Source organism: Demequina sp. (genome assembly GCF_047975725.1).
Classification (GTDB): Bacteria; Actinomycetota; Actinomycetes; order Actinomycetales; family Demequinaceae; genus Demequina.
In genome coordinates this window covers 76,062-96,836 of record NZ_JBKEED010000024.1, presented here as the reverse complement: position 1 = coordinate 96,836, position 20,775 = coordinate 76,062, and the positions used below count along the sequence as shown (strand labels likewise).

The window sequence follows — 20,775 nt, the reverse complement described above, 5'->3', positions numbered from 1 at the left end:
GGGCGGGTTCTAGCGATCCCCGCAACACCCTGACTTCAGGGAGTTGCGGGGATCGTGTCGTTTGAGGAGTTGAAAGCTCAGTTCTTCGCGGAGTTGGAGCGGTCCGAGGGGACGATCAGTGACGTAGCCGGGAGAGTCGGCGTCAACCGGCATACGGCGTATGGCTGGTTGCGCAAGGCGGGCATGTGTGGCGTGGGTCGACCCGGCAACGGTCCACATCCGCGTCGTGGTGAGTACGAGAGAATGCGCGCTTCAGGTGTGCGTCGCAAGGACGCGGCCGCCCAGGTGGGTGTGAACGAGCGCACCGCTCGCGATTGGGACAAGGGTGTTCGCCGCTTGGGGCGGGCGCGCCTGTATCCCGATGGCCGTCGAATCGACTACAAGACTGGGGTGACCACGTACGAATCTGCCGGTGCTCAGCCGTCGATCTCGGTGATCGAGGCCGACCTGCATCCACGCTTCCTGACCTTGCTCGAGCGCGAGAAGATCGCGGATATGCGCCGCGAGGGCAAGTCGCTTCGGGCGATCGGGCGGGCGCTGGTCAGGCCTGCCTCGACGATCAAACGCGAACTCGATTCCTACAGCGTGGACGGGAAGTATCGGCCGCATGCGGCGCAACGGGCGTGGTCTGCCAGCCGTTCGCGCACGACACAGTCCAAGCTCGCCCAGCCGGGACCCTTGAGGGACTTCGTGGTCGAGGGACTTGCAAAGCGGTGGTCGCCTGAGCAGATCTGTCACGCTCTCATCAAGGAGTTTCCAGGCGATGAGGAAATGCGGGTGAGTACCGAGACGATCTACCAGGCGATCTACGTTCAAGCCCGTGGCGGTCTCAAACGAGAAGTCGCCGCGGCGCTGCGCAGTGGACGCACCCGGCGCAAACCCCACCGTGACCCGCAGGCGCGCACGAAGCGGTTCGTGGACGACATGATCATGATCTCCGAACGCCCCGCCGAGGTCGAAGACCGTGCCGTTCCCGGGCACTGGGAAGGAGATCTCATCATGGGTGCGGGCAACACCTCCGCGATCGTCACGCTGGTGGAACGCTCGACGAGGTATGTGATGCTCGGGCACCTGCCCGGTGAGCACACCGCCGAGGATGTCCGCGACTGTCTGATCCCGCTGATCGCGTCCCTGCCCGAGCACCTCAAGGGCTCCCTGACCTGGGACCAGGGCTCGGAGATGGCCGCTCACAAGGCGTTCTCGATCGCGACCGACGTGCCCGTGTATTTCTGCGACCCTCACTCACCCTGGCAGCGCGGCTCGAACGAGAACACCAACGGGCTCCTGCGCCAGTACTTCCCCAAGGGCACCAACCTGTCCGTCCACAGTCCGTTGGACCTCGAGCACGTCGCTCAGGAACTCAACGGCCGACCACGCAAAACGCTCGACTGGAATACTCCAGCCGAGCGTCTGCGTGATCTACTGATCACCACATAGACCAACAGGTGTTGCGAGGAACCCTAGAAACCGCCAAGCACCGGGGCCGGGTTCCGCGCCAGGTGTGTCCAGGTCTGGCGGGAGAGTGGAGGGCGGGCCGGGCTCATGACCCGGCCCGCGCGCCTCCTACTTCGCGGACTTCGTGGTCCGCGACTTCTTGGCGGGAGCCTTGTCCGCGGCCGGGACGGCCTCGGTCTTGCGGCTCGCCTTGACCTCGTCCCAGGTGGTGCCGTAGTACGCGGCCTCCATCATGACCTTCATGTCCTCGAGGATCGGAAGGCGGGGGTTGGCCGGTGCGCACTGGTCGGCGTAAGCGTTCATCGCGAGGGTGTCGAGCGAAGACATGAACTCCGTCTCGTCGACGCCGACGTCCTTGAACGAACGCTCGATGCCCACCTTGTCGCGCAGCTGCTCAACGGCCTTCGCGTAGGACTCGACACCCTCGTCCGGGGTCGAGGCCGGCAGGCCCAGCATCTTGGCGATCTCCTGGTAGCGCTCGGGAGCCACGTAGGACTCGGCCTTGGGCCACGAGGTGGGCTTGGTCGGAACCTTGCCGTTGTAGCGGATCACGTGCGGCAGGTAGATCGCGTTGGTGCGGCCGTGTGCGACGTGGTGCGTCGAACCGGTCACGTGCGACATGGCGTGCACCAGGCCAAGGAAGGCGTTGGCGAAGGCCATACCGGCGATGGTCGCGGCGTTGTGCATCTTCTCGCGAGCCTTGACGGCGGAGCCACCCACGGTGACCGACTCCTCGATGTGCTCGAAGACCATGCGGATCGCCTGGAGGGCGAGACCGTCGGTGTAGTCGTTCGCGTAGACCGAGACGAAGGCCTCAGTGGCGTGGGTCAGGGCGTCGAAGCCCGAGTCAGCAGCCACCCGCGCAGGCAGGTTGGCGGTGAGGACCGGGTCGATGATCGCGACGGTCGGCGTGAGCGCGTAGTCCGCGAGCGGGTACTTGCGGCCGGTCTCGGGGTCGGAGATCACTGCGAAGGGCGTGACCTCGGAACCGGTGCCGGACGTGGTCGGGATGCAGACCAGCTTGGCGAGCTCGCCCAGCTTGGGGAACTGGAAGGCGCGCTTGCGGACGTCGAAGAACTTCTCCTTCAGGTCAGCGAAGTCGACCTCGGGGTGTTCGTACAGCAGCCACATGACCTTGGCAGCGTCCATGGGCGAGCCACCGCCGACGGCGATGATCGTGTCGGGCTTGAATGCACGCAGGATCTCGGCGCCCTTACGGACGGTCGCGACGCTCGGCTCGGGCTCGACGTTGTCCATGATCTGCACGGAGACGGGGTTGGGGCGACGGTTCAGCACGTCGAGCACCTTGTCGACCACGCCGATGCGGGTCATGGTGGCGTCGGTGATGATCGTGACGCGCTCGACACCGTTCATGTCGTGCAAGTACTGGATCGCGTTGGGCTCGAAGTAGGTCTTGGCCGGAACCTTGAACCACTGCATGTTGTTGTTCCTCCGGCCGATTCGCTTGACGTTGATGAGGTTCACCGCGGTCACGTTGTTCGAGACCGAGTTGTGGCCGTAGGAGCCGCAGCCCAGCGTCAGCGAGGGCAGGAAGGCGTTGTAGATGTCACCGATTCCACCCTGGCTCGAGGGGGAGTTGACGATGATGCGGATCGCCTTGCAGCGCTTGCCGAACTCCTTGATGAGCTCGTCGTCGGTCGCGTGGATCGACGCCGAGTGGCCCAGGCCGTGGAACTCGACCATGCGCTGGGCGTAGTCGAGACCCTGCTCGGTGCTGTCCGACTTGAGGACGGCGAGCACGGGGCACAGCTTCTCGCGGGTCAGGGGCTCGGACTCGCCCACGGTGGACACCTCGGCGAGGATGATCGAGGTCTCTTCGGGGACCTCGAATCCGGCCTGCTCGGCGATCCACTGCGGGGACTTGCCCACGACGTTCGGGTTGAGCTTGGCACCGGCGCAGTTCTCGCCGTTGGCCTGCACACCGAAGATGAACTCCTCGAGCATGGCCTTCTCGGCGGGGGTCGCGCGGTAGGCGTGGAGACGGTCGAACAGGCTCAGGGCCTCGTCGTAAATCTCGGCGTCAAGAATGACGGCCTGCTCAGAGGCGCACACCATGCCGTTGTCGAACGCCTTGGAGATCACCAGGTCGTTGATCGAACGCTTGAGGTTGGCGCTCTTGTGGACGTAGGCGGGGACGTTACCCGCGCCGACACCCAGGGCGGGCTTGCCGCAGGAGTACGCGGCCTTGACCATCGCGTTGCCGCCGGTGGCCAGGATCAGCGCGACGCCGTCGTGGTTCATCAGGGCGTTGGTCGCCTCGAGCGAGGGGGTCTCGACCCACTGCACGCAGTGCTCGGGGGCGCCGGCGGCGATCGCTGCGTCACGCACGATCTTGGCGGCAGCGACCGAGGACTTCTGGGCGCTGGGGTGGAAGGCGAAGATGATGGGGTTGCGCGTCTTCAGCGAGATCAGCGACTTGAAGATCGCGGTCGAGGTGGGGTTAGTCACGGGGGTGACACCGGCGATGACGCCCACGGGCTCGGCGATCTCGATGATGCCCTTGATCGGGTCCTCGTGGATGATGCCGACGGTCTTCATGGGGGCCATCGAGTGGGTGACGTGCTCGCACGCGAAGAGGTTCTTCACGGCCTTGTCTTCGAACACACCACGGCCGGTCTCTTCGACCGCCAGGACGGCGAGTTCGCCGTGCTGGTTCAGGGCCGCGACGGAGGCCTTCTTGACGAGCAGGTTGACGTCATCCTGCGTGAATGCGGAGTAAGCGTCGAGCGCCTTCTGGGCGTTCGCCACCAAACGGTCGATCTCCTGTGCGACGGTGGACTCCGTCGCGGTGACCGGGCTGTCGGTCGTGGCAGTCATGAGATTTTCTCCTCGGGTCTGGCCCCCTGGACTGTGGGCCACTATCTCGAAACTACGCCGCCGTAGGCACGAAATCTTGAGGCATAGGTCCCGGGGACATTGGTCCCAGCAGGACGGCCGATGCGGGTATACCTGGCACGATGCCGCCTGGTGCCGCTCGCGCCGGCGCCGCAGCGCGCATCGGCCCTCCTCGGCCTCCCCTCCCCCTCACAAGCCAAATGGATCCATTTGGCGGGAAGGGCGTCAGCCCCGCCCGAGCAAATGGATCCATTTGACGGAAAACGAGAGAGAGAGGTGGGGTGGGGTCAGTAGACCACCACTCCCTGGCTCGCGAACTGGCGACGCACGCGGGCGACCAGCTCGGGGCTCGGGGGCTCAGTGTCCTCGAGAGCGTAGGGCTCGTTCAGTGCGGCCCACTTCTCGCGTCCCATCTGGTGGAAGGGAAGGACCTCGACACGCTGCAGCGTGCCCAGCGACGTGGCGTAGTCCACGACCCTGTTGATCGCTGCCTCGTCGTCGGTGAGCCCCGGCACGAGCACGTAGCGCATCCAGATCGGGATGCCCTGCGCCGCGAGCCGCTCACCAAAGTCGAGCGTGGGCTGGAGCGGGCGCCCCGTGACCTTCTTGTAGGTCTCGGGGTCGCCGCTCTTGACGTCGAGCAGCACCAGGTCGGTGTTGGCCAGCAGTCGGTTCGATGCCCGCGCCCCGAGGAACCCGGAGGTGTCCAACGCGGTGTGGATCCCCAGCTCCTTGCAGCCGGCGAAGACGTTCTCCACGAACTGCGGCTGGAGCAGCGGCTCGCCGCCCGAGATCGTCACCCCTCCCCCGGTGGTGCGCAGCACCGGCGCGTAGCGCTCGATGCGGCTCATCACCTGGGCGAGGGTCTGGCGCTCGCCGCGCCGCATCTGCCACGTGTCGGGGTTGTGGCAGTACAGGCAACGCAGCGGGCAACCAGCGAGGAAGTAGGTCAGGCGGGTGCCCGGCCCATCCACCGCGGTGACCAACTCCCACGAGTGGACCGATGCGGACTCCCCTGGCGACTTCAGCGAGTCGCGGAGGTCAGCATCTGCACACTCGAGCGAGGGGGCCGATGCGGCGGCTGGGACGGTGGGGGTGGGGACGGGGACGGACATCGTGATCGCCTACAGGCTTCCGTGGAAGGTGCGGGAGAGAACGTCGAGCTGCTGCTCGCGGGTGAGCCGTACGAAGTTCACGGCATAGCCCGACACGCGGATGGTCAGCTGCGGATAGTTCTCGGGGTTCTCCATGGCGTCCTCGAGCGTCTCGCGGTTGAGCACGTTGACATTCATGTGGAAGCCGTGAGAGACGTTGTACGCGTCGAGCACGCCCACGAGGTTCTTGATCTGCTCGGCCTTGTCGCGGCCCAGTCCTGCAGGGACCACGGTGGTGGTGAGCGAGATGCCGTCCTCGGCCTGGTCGTACGGCAGCTTGGCCACCGACAGAGCGGAGGCGACGATGCCGTGGCGGTCGCGCCCGTTCATCGGGTTGGCGCCGGGAGCGAAGGGCTCGCCGCTGCGACGACCGTCGGGGGTGTTACCCGTGTGCTTGCCGTACACGACGTTTGACGTGATGGTCAGCACCGACTGGGTGTGCTTCGAGCCACGGTAGGTGGGCTGACGGCGCACCTTCTCCATGAAGCGACGCACGAGCTCGACGGCGATGTCGTCGGCGCGGTCGTCGTCGTTGCCGTAGGTGGGGTAGTCACCCTCGACTTCGTAGTCGACTGCCAGGCCGGTCTCGTCGCGGACGGGACGCACGGTGGCGTACTTGATGGCGGACAGCGAGTCGGTCGCGACGGACAGGCCTGCGATGCCGCAAGCCATGGTCCGCAGGATCTCCTTGTCGTGCAGCGCCATCTCCAGACGCTCGTACGCGTACTTGTCGTGCATGAAGTGGATGCAGTTGAGCGCGTCGACGTAGGTCTCGGCCAGCCAGTCCAGCAGGACGTCGTAGGTGTCGATGGTCTCCTGGTAGTCGAGCACCTCGCCGGTCAGCGGGGCGGTCACGGGGGCCACCTGCTTTCCGGAGATCTCGTCACGTCCACCGTTGATCGCGTACAGGAGGGCCTTGGCAAGGTTGACGCGAGCTCCGAAGAACTGCATCTGCTTGCCGACCTCCATGGCGGACACGCAGCACGCGATGGCCGCGTCGTCGCCGCACTGGGAGCGGATCAGGTCGTCGGACTCGTACTGGATCGACGAGGTGTCGATCGAGACCTGCGCACAGAACTCCTTGAAGCCCTGGGGCAGCTGCTCCGACCAGAACACGGTGAGGTTCGGCTCGGGGGCGGGGCCAAGGTTGTACAGGGTCTGCAGCATGCGGAACGAGGTCTTGGTGACCAGCGGGCGACCGTCGTCACCCAGACCGCCGATGGACTCGGTGACCCAGGTCGGGTCGCCGGAGAACAGGGCGTCGTACTCGGGGGTGCGCAGGAAGCGCACGATGCGCAGCTTGATGACGAAGTCGTCGATGATCTCCTGCGCGGTGTCCTCGGTGAGGGTGCCCTCGGCGAGGTCGCGTGCAGCGTAGATGTCGAGGAAGGTCGAGGTGCGACCCAGCGACATCGCGGCGCCGTTCTGCTCCTTGACAGCGCCAAGGTAGGCGAAGTAGAGCCACTGGACGGCCTCGCGGAAGTCCTTCGCGGGGCCAGAGATGTCGTAGCCGTAGCTGGCCGCCATCTGCTTGAGCTCCTGGAGCGAGCGGATCTGCTCGCTGGTCTCCTCGCGGTCGCGGATGATGTCCTCGGTCGAACGCTCCATGTCGAGCAGAGCGCGCTCGCGCTTCTTGCCCGCGATCAGAGCGTCGACGCCGTACAGGGCCACGCGACGGTAGTCACCGATGATGCGGCCGCGGCCGTAGGCGTCGGGCAGGCCGGTGACGATGTGCGAGGAACGGGCGGCACGCACGTTCGGGGGGTAGACGTCGAACACGCCGGCGTTGTGGGTCTTGCGGTACTCGGAGAAGATCTTCTCGAGCTGGGGGTCAACGTCGTAGCCGTAGGTCTCGAGCGACTTGGCGACCATGCGCCAGCCACCGTTGGGCATGATGGCGCGCTTGAGGGGGGCGTCGGTCTGCAGACCCACGATCACGTCCTCGTCCTCCAGCACGTATCCGGGAGCGTGGGAGGTGATCGACGAAGGCGTGGTGGCGTCGACGTCGTAGACGCCCTTCTCACGCTCGGCGGGGAACTTCTCGGTGATGGCTTCCCAGGCGCGCGTGGTGCGCTCGGTGGGGCCGGCAAGGAAGCTGGCGTCACCCTCGTAGGGCGAGTAGTTGAGCTGAATGAATCCGCGGACGTCGATCGCGTCGGCCCACGGGCCGCGCTCGAAGCTCCTCCACTCGGTGGCGTGGGCGGCCTGGTCGGCTGCCGCTGCGTTGGTGTCAGTGGTGGTCATGGTGAGCTCCTCCAGGTTAGGACACACTGCCGTGAAGCCCGGGTTGGGCAAGTCATCGGCGATGATTCGAACGTACGCCTATGGATAAAGGCCTCGATGGGACCTAGGGCCCTCGCCTACCTGGGGCGACCGTCCAGACCTCAGCCGATGCGCGTGCCGCCTTGCGCATGAATCGTCACCACCGCGCCGGGTAACCAGGCCCACGAGCCCCACAAGGGTGTCACCTCCCTCGCGACCGTCACGCTCACGGCACCGCTGGCTCCTCCCGAGGCGTCGGTCAACTCCACCTCGGTGACCCATGGCCGGGCGTCGGGGGCGGTGAGCCGTTCGGCGGCCGCGTCGCGCACCTGGGCGTCGGTGAGGTCGCCGCCGCGCGCAAAGTAGCCAGCATCCGCGACATCCGCTGCCGCCGCGAGGGCCAACTCGTCCGCGTAGGCCGCGAGCCGCATGCGGTCAACGTGAACTTGGGTGGCCCCCACCAGGACCGCGAGCGCCATGAGGACCACGACGATCCAGCCGATGGTGAACACCGACACACTCCCGGCGTCGTCGCTGACCCCGCCACTGGCCCTCATGGCGACTCCAACAGCGCGAGCGGTGCGCGGGCATGCGAGGAGACGTTGACGGTGGCCGCCAGCACGTCGAGCACCGGGCCGGGAATGCCGGGCAGCGGCACGTCGACGGCCACGGTCACCACGAACTCTCCTTGCTCGCCGGTGCACCCCGCCGCCCCGCACGCCACGGTGACGACCGGCTCCCCTCCCACCCCAAAGTCCTCGAGGGCCAGCTCGACGGCGGCCTGCGCGTGGGCCTGGGCCGTAGCGATGCCCTGCGCGTCGCTCCCACCCGCCTCGATCGCCTCCAGGGCCGCGAGCGCCGCACCCCGCGCGGCCGCCCTACTCGACCCCTCGACCGCGTAGGTCGCGGCCTGGAGGTGCGCGACGGCCACGACCGCGTACAGCAACGGCACCATCAGCACGACGGTCACGCCCAGGAATTCGACGAGCGCGCCGCCCTCGTCGGAGCGCCACTGCCGCCTCATGGTGCCTCGTCGAAGGCGCGCGCATCCACGGTGACGGACCCCACGCCAAAGAGCCCGAGCACCGGCACCGGCGCTGTGAGCTCGACAACGACCACCGGCGCGCCCTCCGCGGTGTCCGTACGGGAGCGAGCCTGGGTTGCGATGCCTCCCAGCGCATCGGCCGCCATGGCGAGTGCACGTTGCTCGCCGTCGGCAAGCGTGCGGTCGGCCTGTGCCGCGTGCCGCGCACCCTCGTACGCGCTCGAGGTGAGCGTGTTGCGCACGTGCAGCATGAGCACCACCTGGACCAGCGCAAGCCCCATCACCACCACGAGCATGCCCACGAGCAAGAACTCGACGGGCGCGCTTCCACGGTCGGCACGCCAACCGAGGCCCGGGCCGGACTCGCTGGGGTGTTCAGGTGCCGGTGACGGACTTGAGCGCATCGTCGAGCATCCCGCCCAGCGCTGGGCCCGCGATGGCCCACAGCAGAGCCACAAGTCCTGCCGACATCAGCGTGATCAGTACCCAGCCCGGCACGTCGCCACGGTCCGACTGCGGCCCCGTGGCCTCATTCCAAGCGCGCAAGAGAACCTTCATGGTTCCCTCCCCCCTGTAGTGATGGATGATTACCCGCCCAACCTGATGGCGACCAGGCCGGGAAAGACGGCGAACAGCACAGTGACGGGCAGGATCAGGAACACGACGGGCACCATCATCGCGATCTCGCGCCGGCCGCCCTCCTCGATGAGTTCCTGGTGCCCCGCGGCGCGCACATCTTGTGCTTGGGCTCGCAGGACGTCCGCAAGAGGGGTTCCTCGATCGATCGCGGTCGCGACGGCGTCAGCGAACCGGTCCATGGAGGGCACCGCCATGTCGCGAGCCATCTGTTCGAGTGCGCGTGGCAGCCGTGTTCCCGCGCGCACGCGCGCAAGCGCGCGCCCGAGTTCGTCTGCCACGACGCCCGAGGCGCTGGTGGAGACTCGCTCAAGCGCTGCCGGGGCGGACTCGCCTGCACCCACCGCGAGAGCGAGCATTTCGGCGATCGTGGGTAGCTCGACGGCGATCCGCCGTGAGCGACGCCTGATGGCGGCCGTGAGCGCCGCGTCCCTGGCCAGGGCGCCGCCTGCCGTCGCGGTCACCACAAGGATGCCCGCCACCAGGATGCTCGTGCCCCGCGTCGCCATGAGGGCCGCGGCGGCCAAGGTCGAGGCCGCGAGCGCTGCGGCGGCGCACGCCACCTGCTGGGCCCGGTATTGCTCCACCGTGAGCCGTCCACCTGCCCGGCGCAAGCGCCGCTCGAGGTCGAGGGTCGAGGTTCCCCACCGCTCGAGCACCCGGCCCAGGTCACTCACCAACGGAGCGAGCAGTCGTTCCACGGTGGGCAAGGGGGTGACGGCGGTGGCACGCCTGCGCGCCTCGACCGCGGCCGTGGGACGCACAAAGGGCGCGATGCGCACCTCGAGAGTGGGTCGCCGCGAGTATCCCCACACCACCACGAGCCAGGCGCCCAATCCGAAGGTGGCGCCGAGCACCCACTCGACGGCCGTCATCGCAGCACCCGACGCTCTTGAGGTAGACGCCCCAGGCGCATCATCATGCGGTAGGCCACGACCGTGCACGCGCCGCCGACCGCGAGCACGGCGACTCCGGCCACCGAGTCGTAGGCCGCCGTCGTGGCGGGCTGCGAGGACAGGAACGCGAGCACCACCCACGGCGCGGCGACCGCAAGCCTGGCCGCGTTGACGGTCCAGCTCTGCCGGGCCTCGAGTTCGCCGCGCAGGTGGGCGTCGTCTCGTAGGAAGTCGGCGAGCGTGCGCAGCACCCTGCCCACGTCGGTGCCGCCCACATCCCTGGTCAGGCGCAAGGTCTCGACGATGCGGTCGGCGACCGGGTCGGCCAGGCGATCCTTGAGTGCGTCGAGGCAGTCGTGGAAGCGTCCCGAGGCTCGATAGTCCTCGGAAAAGCGCGCGAACGGCTCCCGCAACGCCTCGGGGCCGCGCTGGCCCACCTGGCCCACCGCCTCGGGAAGCGACAGCCCCGCGCGAATGCCCGAGGCGAGCGAGTCCACCACCTCGGGCCACAGCTCTCGCGTGCGCGCGGAGCGAGACCGCGCCCGCGCGGCCACCAACGCGAACGGCCCTCGCGCGGCGATGAGCGCAAAGCACAGCCCCAACACGGCCGAGCCGGTCAGCCCCGCAGCCACCACCCAGGTCACGACGGACAGTCCGACGGCCGTCATCACCAACGCGACGGGAGTCACGGTCGGCGCCCCTGCTCTCACGAGTGCGTCCTGGGTGCGGGCCGCCCAGCCATCGGTACGGGCCCGCAACACGGGAGGCTCGGACCACAGCGACCACCACGCAAGGAACACGCCCATGCCGAGCACCACCCCCCACCACTGCCCCACCTCAACCGCCTCCCAGCAGTCGCGCGAGGTCGTGGCCGCGTGCCAGCATGCGATCCTCGTGGGGCGGGTAGCCGGAACTCCTCACCAGCGCATCGGCCCTGCGCTCGAAGAGTGTGGCGGTCTCGATGACGCCGCCCTCGGCGCGGCCCATCACGCCCACGATCTCGCGTACGCGCCGCGCCCCCGTGTGCAAATTCAGGTCGAGGTGGACCACCACGTCGATCGCGGCGGCCACGGTGGGCGTGACGAACCGGTCGGAGACGTTGTCGCCCGCAAGCAGCGGCAGCGTGCACATCTTGGTGATGGCGTCGCGCGCGGAGTTGGCGTGAATGGTGCACATGCCGGGAATGCCTGCGTTCAGGGCGATCAACATGTCGAGCGACTCGGCCTCGCGCACCTCACCGATGATGATGCGGCTGGGCCGCATACGCAGGGCCTCCTTGACGAGACGCCGCAGTGGCACCTCTCCCGTGCCCTCAAGCGAGGCCTGGCGGCACTGCATCGCGACCACGTCACGGTTGGCCAGGGCGAGCTCGAAGACCTCCTCGCACGTGATGATCCGTTCCCGCGCGGGAACCGAACCCGCGAGCGCGCCGAGCATGGTGGTCTTGCCCGCTTGAGTGGCGCCCGACACCAGGAGGTTGAGTCCGCTGTCCACGGCCGCATGCAAGAACGCGGCGGCCTGGGGCGTGAGAGAACCCAGCGCCACCAGGTCCCGCACGCTGCGCGCCCGCGCCACGTACTTGCGGATGTTGACGGCCCAATGCTCGCGCGTGATTTCAGGGATCACCACGTGCAGGCGCTCCCCGCCGGGCAGCGTCGCGTCCACAAATGGCGAACTGAGATCCAGTCGGCGACCGCTGGCGCGCAGCATGCGCTCGACGAGGTCGCGCACCTGATCGCCGTCGAGAATCGTGGTCGTGAGCTCGGGCTCTCCCCCACGAGCCACGAACACCTGGTGCGGCGCATTGATCCAGATCTCCTCGACCGCGGGGTCCTCGAGGTAGCGCTGGAGCGGGCCGAGCCCGGCCACTGCGTCCATCACTGCCTTCGCGGTGGCAGGAGGGTCCGCAAGCGGCTCGACCGCGCCCGTGAGCGAGCGGCGATCCCAGTGGGCGAGGGCCTCCTCTACGAAGGCCTTGACCTGCCCCGCATCGCGGTGGGGGTCGGCACCGGAGGCACGGATGCGCTCACGCACCTGCGCCTCAATGTCGGCGACCGCCCCCGTGGTCATGCCATGTGACCTTAGTGACATACGTCACATTGCGGAAGGCCCCTGTGGATAAGGGCCGATGCGGGGAGGGCCGTCGCGTGGCGACCAAAGAGGGCTCCGCACTGCCGGGTTGAGAGGGCCATCCTGGGGGCTCGTCACCTCTACCCCCAACCGCTTGCCCGAGCGACAGGGAGGCTCAACTGAACTCTCACCGAACCGCACGACCACCCTGGCTAGCGCCAGCGCAGTGCCTTCTGGACGCGCCGGGGCGTCAGTCCGCGTAGCCGGCCGTCGCGTGCTTCAGTCTCGCGGCGCCTCCAACACCGCCAAGGGGTCACGCCTGACGACCATGAGGGCTGGGCCGACTGCCGCAATGGCCGCGACACTGGCGATGCCGAAGCCGAGCGGCACCAACGACGTTGCACTAAGGCTGCGGGCCTGCACTTGGAGCGACTGCTCGGCAAACGACGCAACGGGATCGCTGAGCGCGCCCAGAGTGATAACCGCGAGTACAAGCCCCGCGACGGCGACGATCGCGGTGTCGAGCGCCACCAAGGCCACCACGCGCGCTCGACCAGCGCCTAGCGCAATGAGCAGCCCCTGAAACCAGCCGCGCTGGCGGGCACTGAGCATCTGAACCGTCATGAGTGCGAGGCCCGCGAGAAGCAGCACACCCCAGCGGATCAGATCGTAGACAAGAGCGATGCCGTCGGCGGCGTCGCGCACGTTGACCTCGGCGCTGTCAACCCGACCGATAACGACACTCGGCGCGTAGCCCGACGCCTCGGCGAGCGACGCGACCTCGTCGAGGACAGCAAAACGCAATGCGTCGACCTGGTCATCTTCCCGCCCTGACACCACGTAGAAGCCATAGGTGATCGGATCAGTGGTACTGAGCGCGACGAGGTTCGCGTAGGCGGGGTCGATGTACAGCTGCGCGCCATAGATGGCTTCCTCGTCCGACGAAGGTGCGAACAGCGCATCCTTGGGGATCGACTGGCCGTCGATGCACCATTCGGCATTCACCCCTTCGATGTGCCCGAAGTCAAGTTCCGCAGGCACCCCTGGCCGCTCCCACATGACTTGAAGGCTTCGCCGTCCGACCTGATCGAACGGCGGGCACTCGCTCTCCACCTCGGGGAGGACCTCGCTGTAGCGCCACACGCTCATGTCGAGCGATTCGGCGGCACGGTCCACAACGTCGAACTGGTCCTCGATCGTGAGGGGGACACCCGCGAGGGAGACACTGTAGGTACCCAGGTACCCGTTGTCCTGAAAGATGGCTGCGTCGAGCCCTTCTGTGGATACCCGGGACAGTTCAGATACCAGGCTGAACACCACGGAACACACGGCAATGAGCGCAGCCAGCATCATTGCCCGGAAGGGCGAACGGCGGATCAGGAGCGCCACCAGGCGCGACACCTTCATTGCAGTCTGCCCTTCGACAGTTCGATCCTCCTTTGCGCCCCATCGGCGACCGCTCGGTCGTGGGTGACGACGACCACTGCGGTCCCCTGACTGGCGGGCAACCCGAACAGGAGGTCCCGCACGTGACCGGCATTGTCCTCGTCGAGGTTGCCAGTCGGCTCGTCGGCGATCAGCAGTGCTGGCTCGCCAAAGAGCGCCCGCGAGATTGCGACGCGCTGCCTCTCTCCGCCGGACATAGAACCGGCCGCGCGCCCGCTGAGGCGGCCCACGCCAAGATCGGCCAGCAGCCCCCGTGCTCGCTCGCGCGCAGCCTTCCTGGACATATGGGAGCGTCCGCAGAACCACGCGAGCATGCAGTTCTCTTCGGCAGTCAGGTGCGGTTCCAGGTGGAATGACTGGAACACCATCCCCACCCTCCTGTACCTGGGGAGGTGTGCATCCACCACGGTGACGGAACCTGAGGTTGGTGTCCTCATCAGGCCGAGCACGCCGACAAGTGTGGACTTACCGCTACCTGATCGCCCGACTATTGCCAGCGAGCTCGCTGCATCCACCCTGAGTGAGACGTCGTCAACCGCGTGGACTTGCCCTGCGGGGCTCTGGTAGGTGACGCCCACATGATCGAGTTCAGCAACAGCGGGCACACTCACCTTGCCGATCACGACTCATCCGGCGGGATGACCGTGGCACCGACAGGCACGTCGGTGAGGATCACGCGCATGACGCCATCGCTGGGACCCACGTCGACAGGAACCACTTCTTCGTCGCCGTCGTCCATGAGTGTGAGTGTGTATCCGTCGTCGTCCATTCCAAGCGCGCTGTCGGGCACGACCAGCGCATCTTCGATCACGTCGCTGTCCAGTTTGAGGGTCGCACGCAGGCCAGCGACAGTTTGCGTTGTCGCTGGCAGACGGCAATGCAACGTGCCGGCCGCACCGTCAACGTCCGAGGCATCCTCCACCCACAATGCCGCACAAGCGATGTCGCGCTGTCCCACCACGGTCTCCACACTCGCGGTGCCGTGGATCGCCATAGACTCGAGGCGAAGTCGCTGGATGCCCGTGAGTTCCACTGTGACATCGACGCCCGAGACCGCGATGGTGGCGCCGGCCTCGTCTGCGGTCAGCGGACCCGAGGCGGGCGCGGTCACCGCGCCCGCCTCGGACTCAAGTGCGGCGAGTTGCGCGGCGGCAATGCGCACACCTTCCTCGGCACCCTCGAGCTGCTCACGGGCCTGCGAGTCCACCTGAGTGGAGCCGATCGTCTGGCCCGCTGTGACGTGCGTCGCCTCTGGGATAGCCTCCCACTCGAGGCCTTGCGCAAGCACGATCACCACGCCGTCTGAGGTTGCGGTGACCGCCTCCAGCTTGTAGCTCAGCGAGAAGTCGCGCTGGTAGACCGTTCTGGTGGTCGCGTCGCCCGGTGCCGGGGTGGTGACGGACGGGGCCGCGTCCGCCCCGTCATCGATCACTGACGAGTCTGTGCCGGTGCAGCCTCCGAGCAGCAGACCTGCACCGACAGCGGCACTAACCCTCAGCGAGCGCATCGGCGATAGTCTCCTTTGAACCAATCTCGACCGGGTAGTTGCCGCATGCCGCCCCTGCCAGGAGATCCGCCTTGAGTTGGGCTGGGTCACCGGAGTCGATGGCGATCCTTGTCGGTTCCGTGAAGGCCGCCATGTCTTCCTCGAACATGTCCGCAGGCACATCGGGGGCAGGGTACTCCGGCATTTCGGGGCGCACACCTTCGGTGATCCACTCCTGGTATTCCGCAAACTCGGCACGGCAAAACACCGTGACCGCCACCTGTTCCTGCACGACGCGCTCCCACTCCGCGGGGGCGAAGGTCGATTCGAGCGCCTCCAAGAAGGCTGGGTCAGAGAGCCGCTCTTGCACCACTTCGTACGGTAGCCCGGCGTACGCCGCCGACGACGGGCTGAGCGCTCGACTCCCCAGATCCGACGTTGAGTCTGAGCATCCCGTGACTCCAGCAACTATGACGAGGGCCACGACCATCGTCAACCATTGAGCGCGCATTCTCTCCCTTTTCGTTTCGACCACGTACGGGACCGGCCCTGGCGGGGCCGGTCCCGTGAACCTCTTAGAACGTGATGGTGTAGCGGTAGTCCAGGTTCCCATTGCCGGGCGCCCAACCGTTGCAATTGGTCGTGCTGGCGATCTTCGCGTGGACCTTGTAGTTGCCTGCCTTCACACCCTTCCACTCGGAAGTCTTCCCCGACGCCTTGGTGGATGGATCAACGGGATTGCCGTTGGACGAGTAGACACGTTGGACAACTGTCTCGTCCGACCGATTCGTCAATTTCACGGTCCCGTATGCGGCGTGGTTGTAGTACTTACCGTCGCTGTAGTAGTCCGTGCTCAGTTTGAGGTCACACGTTGCCGTGAAGTTGCCGTTTTTGTCGAGAGCATCGGCGACGGCGCTGCCATCAGCGCGATACCGAGTACTGCCACGGCAACGGCGGTTGGGCGTCTATAGAACAAGTTGTCCCCCTTGCAGAACGAAAGAGCCGACACCCAGGGTCTTTCCGGTGGCGCCTGTGGCGCCTGTGGAAACTATGGTCCGCTCCCGCGCTTTCCGTCAAGCACAAAAATGCGATTGAATCGGGGATCTCACATTCTCGATCCGGCGCCCCCAATTGAATCGTTCCGATCGGCGTGACTCTCCTTCCATTGGCCTGCCGGGCTCACGCCGCCATGCCTAGGCCACAAGTGCCTCGCGGTGGCACCATGAGAGACATGTGCGGGCGCTACGCGAACTTCCTGGCCGAGCAAGAACTCATCGACCACTTCGCCATCGCGGCGGTCGCCGACGAGCCGCGCCTGTTCGAGCCCAACTGGAACGTGTCGCCCACCCAGCAGGTGGCAATCGTGGTGCCCGGCAAGGACGATGACCCCGGCCGCAGGCTCGAGGCGGCAGCGTGGGGATTGGTGCCGTCGTGGGCCAAGGACCCGTCGGTGGGCGCGCGCATGATCAACGCCCGCGCGGAGACGGTCGCGGACAAGCCGTCCTTCCGCACCGCATTCGCGAAGCGCCGATGCGTCGTTCCCGCGAGCGGCTACTTCGAGTGGCGTACGGACGAGGGGGGCAAACAGCCGTTCTACATCCACCCCGCCGACGAGTCCCCGCTCGCCTTCGCGGGGCTGTACGAGTTCTGGAAGGACAAGGCCCTGGGCGAGGATGCCCCGTGGCTCGTCACCACGACCATCCTGACCACCGCCGCACGCGGCGACATGCGTGACATCCATGACCGTCAGCCGGTGATGCTCACGCGTGACGCGCTCGATGCGTGGCTGACTCGCGATACCGACCAAGGCACGCTGTTCGACGTCATCGCGATGCCCGCACCCGACCTGGCCTGGCACCCCGTCCACAAGGCCGTGGGCAGCCCCCGCAACAACGGCCCCGCGAACGTCGAGCCCGCGTAGGCGGGCCTCTTGCGGCGGGGTCCTAGAGGCCCCTCGGTAGGATGAAGGTCGCGAGCAGAGCGGCCCGTCGGCCACAAAGGAGCAACGTGATCAGAGTCGGTATTGCGGAGGACGTCGAGTCCAACCGCACTGATTTGCTGAACCACCTCGCCCTGTATTCACACGAGCACGGCGTCGAGTTTGACATCGCCGAGTTCCCCGACGGCAAGGACCTCGTCAACGGCTACCGCCCTGAGTTCGACATCCTCTTTCTTGACGTCGAGATGCCCCTCATAGACGGGTTTGACGCCGCGCATCACATTCGCGAGATCGACCCCGAGGTCATCATCATCTTCGTCACCAACATGGCCCAGTTCGCCATCAAGGGGTACGAGGTGGACGCGCTGTCCTACCTGGTCAAGCCCGTGCCGTACTTCGCCTTCGCGCAAGAACTCACCCGCTCGCTGGCGCGCTTGCGACGCGTGGAAGACGACACGGTGATGCTGAACGTGGGCAGCAGGGTGGCCCGCCTGTCCACCTCCGACATCGTGTACGTCGAGTCAGTCAAGCACCGCATCACCGTGCACGCCCTGGACGCCGAGTATGTGTTCTCCGGCACGCTCAAGGCCATCGAAGAGGAGCTCGAAGGCAAGGGCTTCTACCGCTCCAACAACTGCTACCTGGTCAACCTGCGCCACGTCACCTCGGTGGGCGCGACGGACTGCACGATGACCGGCGGTACCGACCTCGTGGTGTCGCGGCCACGCCGCAAGGGCTTCCTCGACGCCCTGACGGATTACGTCGACCAGCGAGCGCGGGGATGATCGGCGAGGCGCTACCGGATATCCCCCGGCTGTTCACCGGGATAGCCGAGTGGTCGGCCTGCCTGGTGTACATCCTGCTCATGCGGCCCCGCTTTGGTAAGTGGCCCACCGTCACGATCTGCGCGATTGCCCTGCCCGTGCTGGTCGGGGTCCAGGAGTTTGCCGAGACGCTTCCCATCGCGTTGTGGACGGTGGGGATGGCGCTCGCGGTCGGGGCCATGTACGGCTTCATTGTGCTCACGGCCCAAGTGCGTCCGGGGGAGGCGGGCGACCTCACGGCGCGTGCCTTTGTGCTCGCCGAGCTCGTCGCATCCTTTGAGTGGCAGTTGCATGTGTTCTTCTACGGCATCGACAACCGGTCAAGCTTTGAGTTCGTGCTCTTGGCCGGCATCTACGCGGGGGTGTTTTCTGCGGCCCACATCGCCGAGCGCAAGCACTTCCCCAAGGACCTGCCGCTGCCCATCGACGCGCGGACGTTGATCAGCGTCATCGGCGTCGCCACCGTCACCTTCCTGATGTCCAACCTGTCATTTGTGACCACGGCGACCCCCTTTTCGGGCCGGCTCGATCCCGAGGTGTTCTACATCCGCACCCTCGTTGACTTGTGCGGCTTTGTGATCCTGTTCGCGCTGCGTGGCCAACGCCTCGAACTGTACCGCGCTCAAGAGGTCGCGACGGTGTCGATGATGCTGTCCAACCAGCGCGAGCGGTTCTTCCAGTCCAAGCACGACATCGAGGAGGTCAACCGCAAGTATCACGACCTCAAGCACTACATCCATGCCATTCGCGCAGAGGCTGATCCGACGGAACGCGCCCGCCACATGGACGAGCTTGAGCAGTCGATTCGCGGCTACGAGATCACCACGCTCGACACCGGCAACGCCGTGCTGGACACCATGCTGACGGCCAAGAAGCAGCAGGCAGATCGCTTCCGCATCATGATGACCGTGGTAGCAGACGGCCGAGCCGTGGCCTTTGTCGACGTCATGGACCTGGTGACAATCATCGGCAACGCCCTGGACAACGCCATCGAGGCCGTAGCGGATCTGCCTGACCCACAGCAACGCCTGATCCGCGTCGCGATCTACCGCCAAGACTCACTCGCCATGGTGCGCGTCGAGAACTACTTCGGGGGCACCTTGAAGCTCGCTCACGGGCTGCCCGCCACCACCAAGGGCAACGCTCGCCACCACGGTTACGGCCTCAAGAACATGATTTCTGCCGCGGAGACCTACGGCGGCTCACTCACCGCCAGGGTCGAAGACGGGTGGTTTGTGCTGCGGGTGTTGCTTCCCATCCCCGCCACGGACCCCGTCTAGCCACCCGCGCGCGCGCCAGTTTGTGCGCGCATAGCGGCATTCCGTGCGGTCTGCACGCGGCGGCCCGGCACCCGCGCTTGACTGGGGAAGTCTCGCGCCCTCGTGCCCGGTCAAGGAGGATCCATGGCTCATCGCGCCCGCCTGTCGGTCGTCACGCTCGCCGTCGCGAGCACGCTCACTCTCGCAGCCTGCAGCGCCGATGCGGCGGGTGACAGCGAGGTCGTGGCTGGCCCCGTCGTCACGGCAACCGGCTCGTCCCCCACCGGCTACGAGGTGACGTTCCGCTACGCCGACGACGAGGCGGAGCAGGTGTGGCTCGCGGGAGACCTGTACTTCACGACCCCCGATCTGGTGTCGGTCATGGGGGCGGAACAGTCGTGGCTCGGCGACGAGTGGCTGCCAGGAGACGTGTCGGCCTCACCGCAAGCCCAGGACCTGGCGCAGATGACCCAGAATGACGACGGCGTGTGGGAACTCACCATGGCAATTCCGGCAGGCATGTGGAACTACGGGTTCGTGACCGCGCCGTGCGACTTCATTCACACGTGCGCCGTGGCGGCCGACCCCGCGAACGTGCCCACCCTGAGCCCCACGGATGGGGTGGGGCAGGCGTGGTCACAGGTTTACGTCCCCGTCGACCCCGACCACCCCACGTACGCTGCCAGCGGCCAGGTCCCCGCATCGGCCGAGCTGAGGGGAACCCTCGACACGATCACGTACGACTCCCCGGACGCGGTCGATCCTGCGGGCGAGCACCAGCTCGGTGTGTACCTCCCTGCGGACTACGACCCTGACCGCACACGCCCGTACCCGATGCTCGTGCTGTCCCACGGTGCAGGCGATGACGAGACTGGCTGGTGGACGCAAGGCGGCGCCGCCACCCAGCTCGACCACGCCATCGCCGAATCCGTCATCGAACCGACCGTGGTCGTCACCACGAACTTCATGGGGCTGTCGGAATCGGGCATGGAGGACCCGGACTTCTTCGACCTGTACGCCGCGGACCTCATCGACAACGTGCTCCCCACCGTGGAGGCGCGCTTCAACGTCACCACCGCGTGCCAACAGCGCGCCTTCGCCGGTCTATCCATGGGCGCCAAGCTCGCCGAACACCTCATGCTGAATCGCCCTGGAGAGTTCTGCGAGTTCGGGCTCTGGTCGACCCCCGCGCAGGTTGCCCCCGTGGATCCCACGAGCCTGTCCCAGGCGCAACTGGCTGGCCTGGGCGCCGTCGACCGCGTGCACCTAGGCACCGGCCTTCAGGACGAACTGGTGGCCACTCCCGCCACCTACGAAGCGTGGGCCGGGACGGCCGCGACTGCCGGGGCCGAGGTCTCGACGCTCATGATCGATGGCGGCCACACGTGGTGGGTGTGGAGGCAGATGCTCGGGGACTTCCTGTCGACGTCCCAGTTCGCCCAGTAGC

The 20,775-nt window shown here is 66.7% G+C and carries 19 protein-coding genes; 5 read left to right on the top strand and 14 right to left on the bottom strand.

The window, feature by feature from the left end:
• The first annotated feature begins 258 nt into the window (after positions 1–258).
• A complete protein-coding gene (locus ACK5NO_RS09455) occupies positions 259–1,437 on the top strand; it encodes an IS30 family transposase (RefSeq protein ID WP_416812425.1) in 1,179 nt (392 codons plus the stop codon).
• Positions 1,438–1,563: 126 nt separating this feature from the next.
• Here ACK5NO_RS09455 and adhE read toward each other — a convergent pair whose 3' ends face one another.
• The 14 genes from adhE to ACK5NO_RS09385 all read right to left on the bottom strand — a co-directional run bounded on the left by adhE (position 1,564) and on the right by ACK5NO_RS09385 (position 15,676).
• Entirely contained in the window at positions 1,564–4,293 is a 2,730-nt protein-coding gene (gene adhE, locus ACK5NO_RS09450) for a bifunctional acetaldehyde-CoA/alcohol dehydrogenase (protein WP_416812424.1), read from the bottom strand.
• A gap of 305 nt (positions 4,294–4,598) precedes the next feature.
• Positions 4,599–5,426, bottom strand: coding sequence for a pyruvate formate-lyase-activating protein (pflA, locus tag ACK5NO_RS09445; protein WP_416812423.1), 828 nt, complete (start codon positions 5,424–5,426; stop codon positions 4,599–4,601).
• 9 nt (positions 5,427–5,435) lie between these two features.
• Positions 5,436–7,709 (bottom strand): formate C-acetyltransferase, encoded by a 2,274-nt coding sequence (gene pflB / locus ACK5NO_RS09440; RefSeq protein WP_416812422.1) that lies wholly within the window; start codon positions 7,707–7,709, stop codon positions 5,436–5,438.
• Positions 7,710–7,849: 140 nt separating this feature from the next.
• Positions 7,850–8,284 carry a pilus assembly protein TadG-related protein gene (locus tag ACK5NO_RS09435; protein ID WP_416812421.1) on the bottom strand — a complete coding sequence of 145 codons (435 nt, stop codon included), beginning with the start codon at positions 8,282–8,284 and terminating at the stop codon, positions 7,850–7,852.
• Positions 8,281–8,751, bottom strand: coding sequence for a pilus assembly protein (locus ACK5NO_RS09430; protein WP_416812420.1), 471 nt, complete (start codon positions 8,749–8,751; stop codon positions 8,281–8,283). Before ACK5NO_RS09430 ends, ACK5NO_RS09435 begins: the two co-directional genes overlap by 4 nt.
• On the bottom strand, positions 8,748–9,176 hold the full coding sequence (locus tag ACK5NO_RS09425) for a TadE/TadG family type IV pilus assembly protein (RefSeq protein WP_416812419.1): 429 nt from the start codon (positions 9,174–9,176) through the stop codon (positions 8,748–8,750). Before ACK5NO_RS09425 ends, ACK5NO_RS09430 begins: the two co-directional genes overlap by 4 nt.
• Entirely contained in the window at positions 9,148–9,330 is a 183-nt protein-coding gene (locus ACK5NO_RS09420; RefSeq protein ID WP_416812418.1) for a hypothetical protein, read from the bottom strand. The genes ACK5NO_RS09425 and ACK5NO_RS09420 overlap by 29 nt, the downstream gene beginning before the upstream one ends.
• A 29-nt stretch (positions 9,331–9,359) precedes the next feature.
• Positions 9,360–10,283 (bottom strand): type II secretion system F family protein, encoded by a 924-nt coding sequence (locus tag ACK5NO_RS09415; RefSeq protein ID WP_416812417.1) that lies wholly within the window; start codon positions 10,281–10,283, stop codon positions 9,360–9,362.
• Positions 10,280–11,140: a type II secretion system F family protein gene (locus tag ACK5NO_RS09410; protein WP_416812416.1), complete on the bottom strand. Its 861-nt coding sequence runs from the start codon at positions 11,138–11,140 to the stop codon at positions 10,280–10,282. Before ACK5NO_RS09410 ends, ACK5NO_RS09415 begins: the two co-directional genes overlap by 4 nt.
• A gap of 1 nt (position 11,141) precedes the next feature.
• On the bottom strand, positions 11,142–12,374 hold the full coding sequence (locus tag ACK5NO_RS09405) for a CpaF family protein (RefSeq protein WP_416812415.1): 1,233 nt from the start codon (positions 12,372–12,374) through the stop codon (positions 11,142–11,144).
• Positions 12,375–12,653: 279 nt separating this feature from the next.
• On the bottom strand, positions 12,654–13,781 hold the full coding sequence (locus ACK5NO_RS09400; protein WP_416812414.1) for an FtsX-like permease family protein: 1,128 nt from the start codon (positions 13,779–13,781) through the stop codon (positions 12,654–12,656).
• Complete coding sequence (locus ACK5NO_RS09395) at positions 13,778–14,443, bottom strand: ABC transporter ATP-binding protein (RefSeq protein WP_416812413.1); 666 nt, start codon at positions 14,441–14,443, stop codon at positions 13,778–13,780. Before ACK5NO_RS09395 ends, ACK5NO_RS09400 begins: the two co-directional genes overlap by 4 nt.
• The gene (locus tag ACK5NO_RS09390; protein ID WP_416812412.1) at positions 14,440–15,327 is read right to left on the bottom strand and encodes a hypothetical protein; all 888 of its coding nucleotides are present in this window, start codon (positions 15,325–15,327) and stop codon (positions 14,440–14,442) included. The genes ACK5NO_RS09395 and ACK5NO_RS09390 overlap by 4 nt, the downstream gene beginning before the upstream one ends.
• Positions 15,308–15,676, bottom strand: a complete 369-nt coding sequence (locus tag ACK5NO_RS09385) for a hypothetical protein (protein WP_416812411.1) — start codon at positions 15,674–15,676, stop codon at positions 15,308–15,310. Before ACK5NO_RS09385 ends, ACK5NO_RS09390 begins: the two co-directional genes overlap by 20 nt.
• 852 nt (positions 15,677–16,528) lie before the next feature.
• Between ACK5NO_RS09385 and ACK5NO_RS09380 the strand changes: the two genes are divergently transcribed.
• The 4 genes from ACK5NO_RS09380 to ACK5NO_RS09365 all read left to right on the top strand — a co-directional run bounded on the left by ACK5NO_RS09380 (position 16,529) and on the right by ACK5NO_RS09365 (position 20,774).
• Entirely contained in the window at positions 16,529–17,227 is a 699-nt protein-coding gene (locus ACK5NO_RS09380; RefSeq protein ID WP_416812410.1) for an SOS response-associated peptidase, read from the top strand.
• An 86-nt stretch (positions 17,228–17,313) separates the two neighbouring features.
• The gene (locus ACK5NO_RS09375; RefSeq protein WP_416812409.1) at positions 17,314–18,030 is read left to right on the top strand and encodes a LytR/AlgR family response regulator transcription factor; all 717 of its coding nucleotides are present in this window, start codon (positions 17,314–17,316) and stop codon (positions 18,028–18,030) included.
• The gene (locus ACK5NO_RS09370; RefSeq protein WP_416812408.1) at positions 18,027–19,349 is read left to right on the top strand and encodes an ATP-binding protein; all 1,323 of its coding nucleotides are present in this window, start codon (positions 18,027–18,029) and stop codon (positions 19,347–19,349) included. The genes ACK5NO_RS09375 and ACK5NO_RS09370 overlap by 4 nt, the downstream gene beginning before the upstream one ends.
• Positions 19,350–19,472: 123 nt before the next feature.
• Positions 19,473–20,774 (top strand): alpha/beta hydrolase-fold protein, encoded by a 1,302-nt coding sequence (locus ACK5NO_RS09365; RefSeq protein WP_416812407.1) that lies wholly within the window; start codon positions 19,473–19,475, stop codon positions 20,772–20,774.
• Position 20,775: the final 1 nt, after the last annotated feature.

What these genes read in the sequence shown, in the direction of transcription:
- ACK5NO_RS09400 (WP_416812414.1), bottom strand. Translation starts at nt 13,781, where the DNA reads ATGAAGGTGTCGCGCCTGGTGGCGCTCCTGATCCGCCGTTCGCCCTTC.
- ACK5NO_RS09380 (WP_416812410.1), top strand. Translation starts at nt 16,529, where the DNA reads ATGAGAGACATGTGCGGGCGCTACGCGAACTTCCTGGCCGAGCAAGAA.
- adhE (WP_416812424.1), bottom strand. Translation starts at nt 4,293, where the DNA reads ATGACTGCCACGACCGACAGCCCGGTCACCGCGACGGAGTCCACCGTC.
- ACK5NO_RS09405 (WP_416812415.1), bottom strand. Translation starts at nt 12,374, where the DNA reads ATGACCACGGGGGCGGTCGCCGACATTGAGGCGCAGGTGCGTGAGCGC.
- ACK5NO_RS09390 (WP_416812412.1), bottom strand. Translation starts at nt 15,327, where the DNA reads ATGCGCTCGCTGAGGGTTAGTGCCGCTGTCGGTGCAGGTCTGCTGCTC.
- ACK5NO_RS09420 (WP_416812418.1), bottom strand. Translation starts at nt 9,330, where the DNA reads ATGAAGGTTCTCTTGCGCGCTTGGAATGAGGCCACGGGGCCGCAGTCG.
- ACK5NO_RS09435 (WP_416812421.1), bottom strand. Translation starts at nt 8,284, where the DNA reads ATGAGGGCCAGTGGCGGGGTCAGCGACGACGCCGGGAGTGTGTCGGTG.
- ACK5NO_RS09370 (WP_416812408.1), top strand. Translation starts at nt 18,027, where the DNA reads ATGATCGGCGAGGCGCTACCGGATATCCCCCGGCTGTTCACCGGGATA.
- ACK5NO_RS09415 (WP_416812417.1), bottom strand. Translation starts at nt 10,283, where the DNA reads ATGACGGCCGTCGAGTGGGTGCTCGGCGCCACCTTCGGATTGGGCGCC.
- pflB (WP_416812422.1), bottom strand. Translation starts at nt 7,709, where the DNA reads ATGACCACCACTGACACCAACGCAGCGGCAGCCGACCAGGCCGCCCAC.
- ACK5NO_RS09425 (WP_416812419.1), bottom strand. Translation starts at nt 9,176, where the DNA reads ATGCGCTCAAGTCCGTCACCGGCACCTGAACACCCCAGCGAGTCCGGC.
- pflA (WP_416812423.1), bottom strand. Translation starts at nt 5,426, where the DNA reads ATGTCCGTCCCCGTCCCCACCCCCACCGTCCCAGCCGCCGCATCGGCC.
- ACK5NO_RS09430 (WP_416812420.1), bottom strand. Translation starts at nt 8,751, where the DNA reads ATGAGGCGGCAGTGGCGCTCCGACGAGGGCGGCGCGCTCGTCGAATTC.
- ACK5NO_RS09365 (WP_416812407.1), top strand. Translation starts at nt 19,473, where the DNA reads ATGGCTCATCGCGCCCGCCTGTCGGTCGTCACGCTCGCCGTCGCGAGC.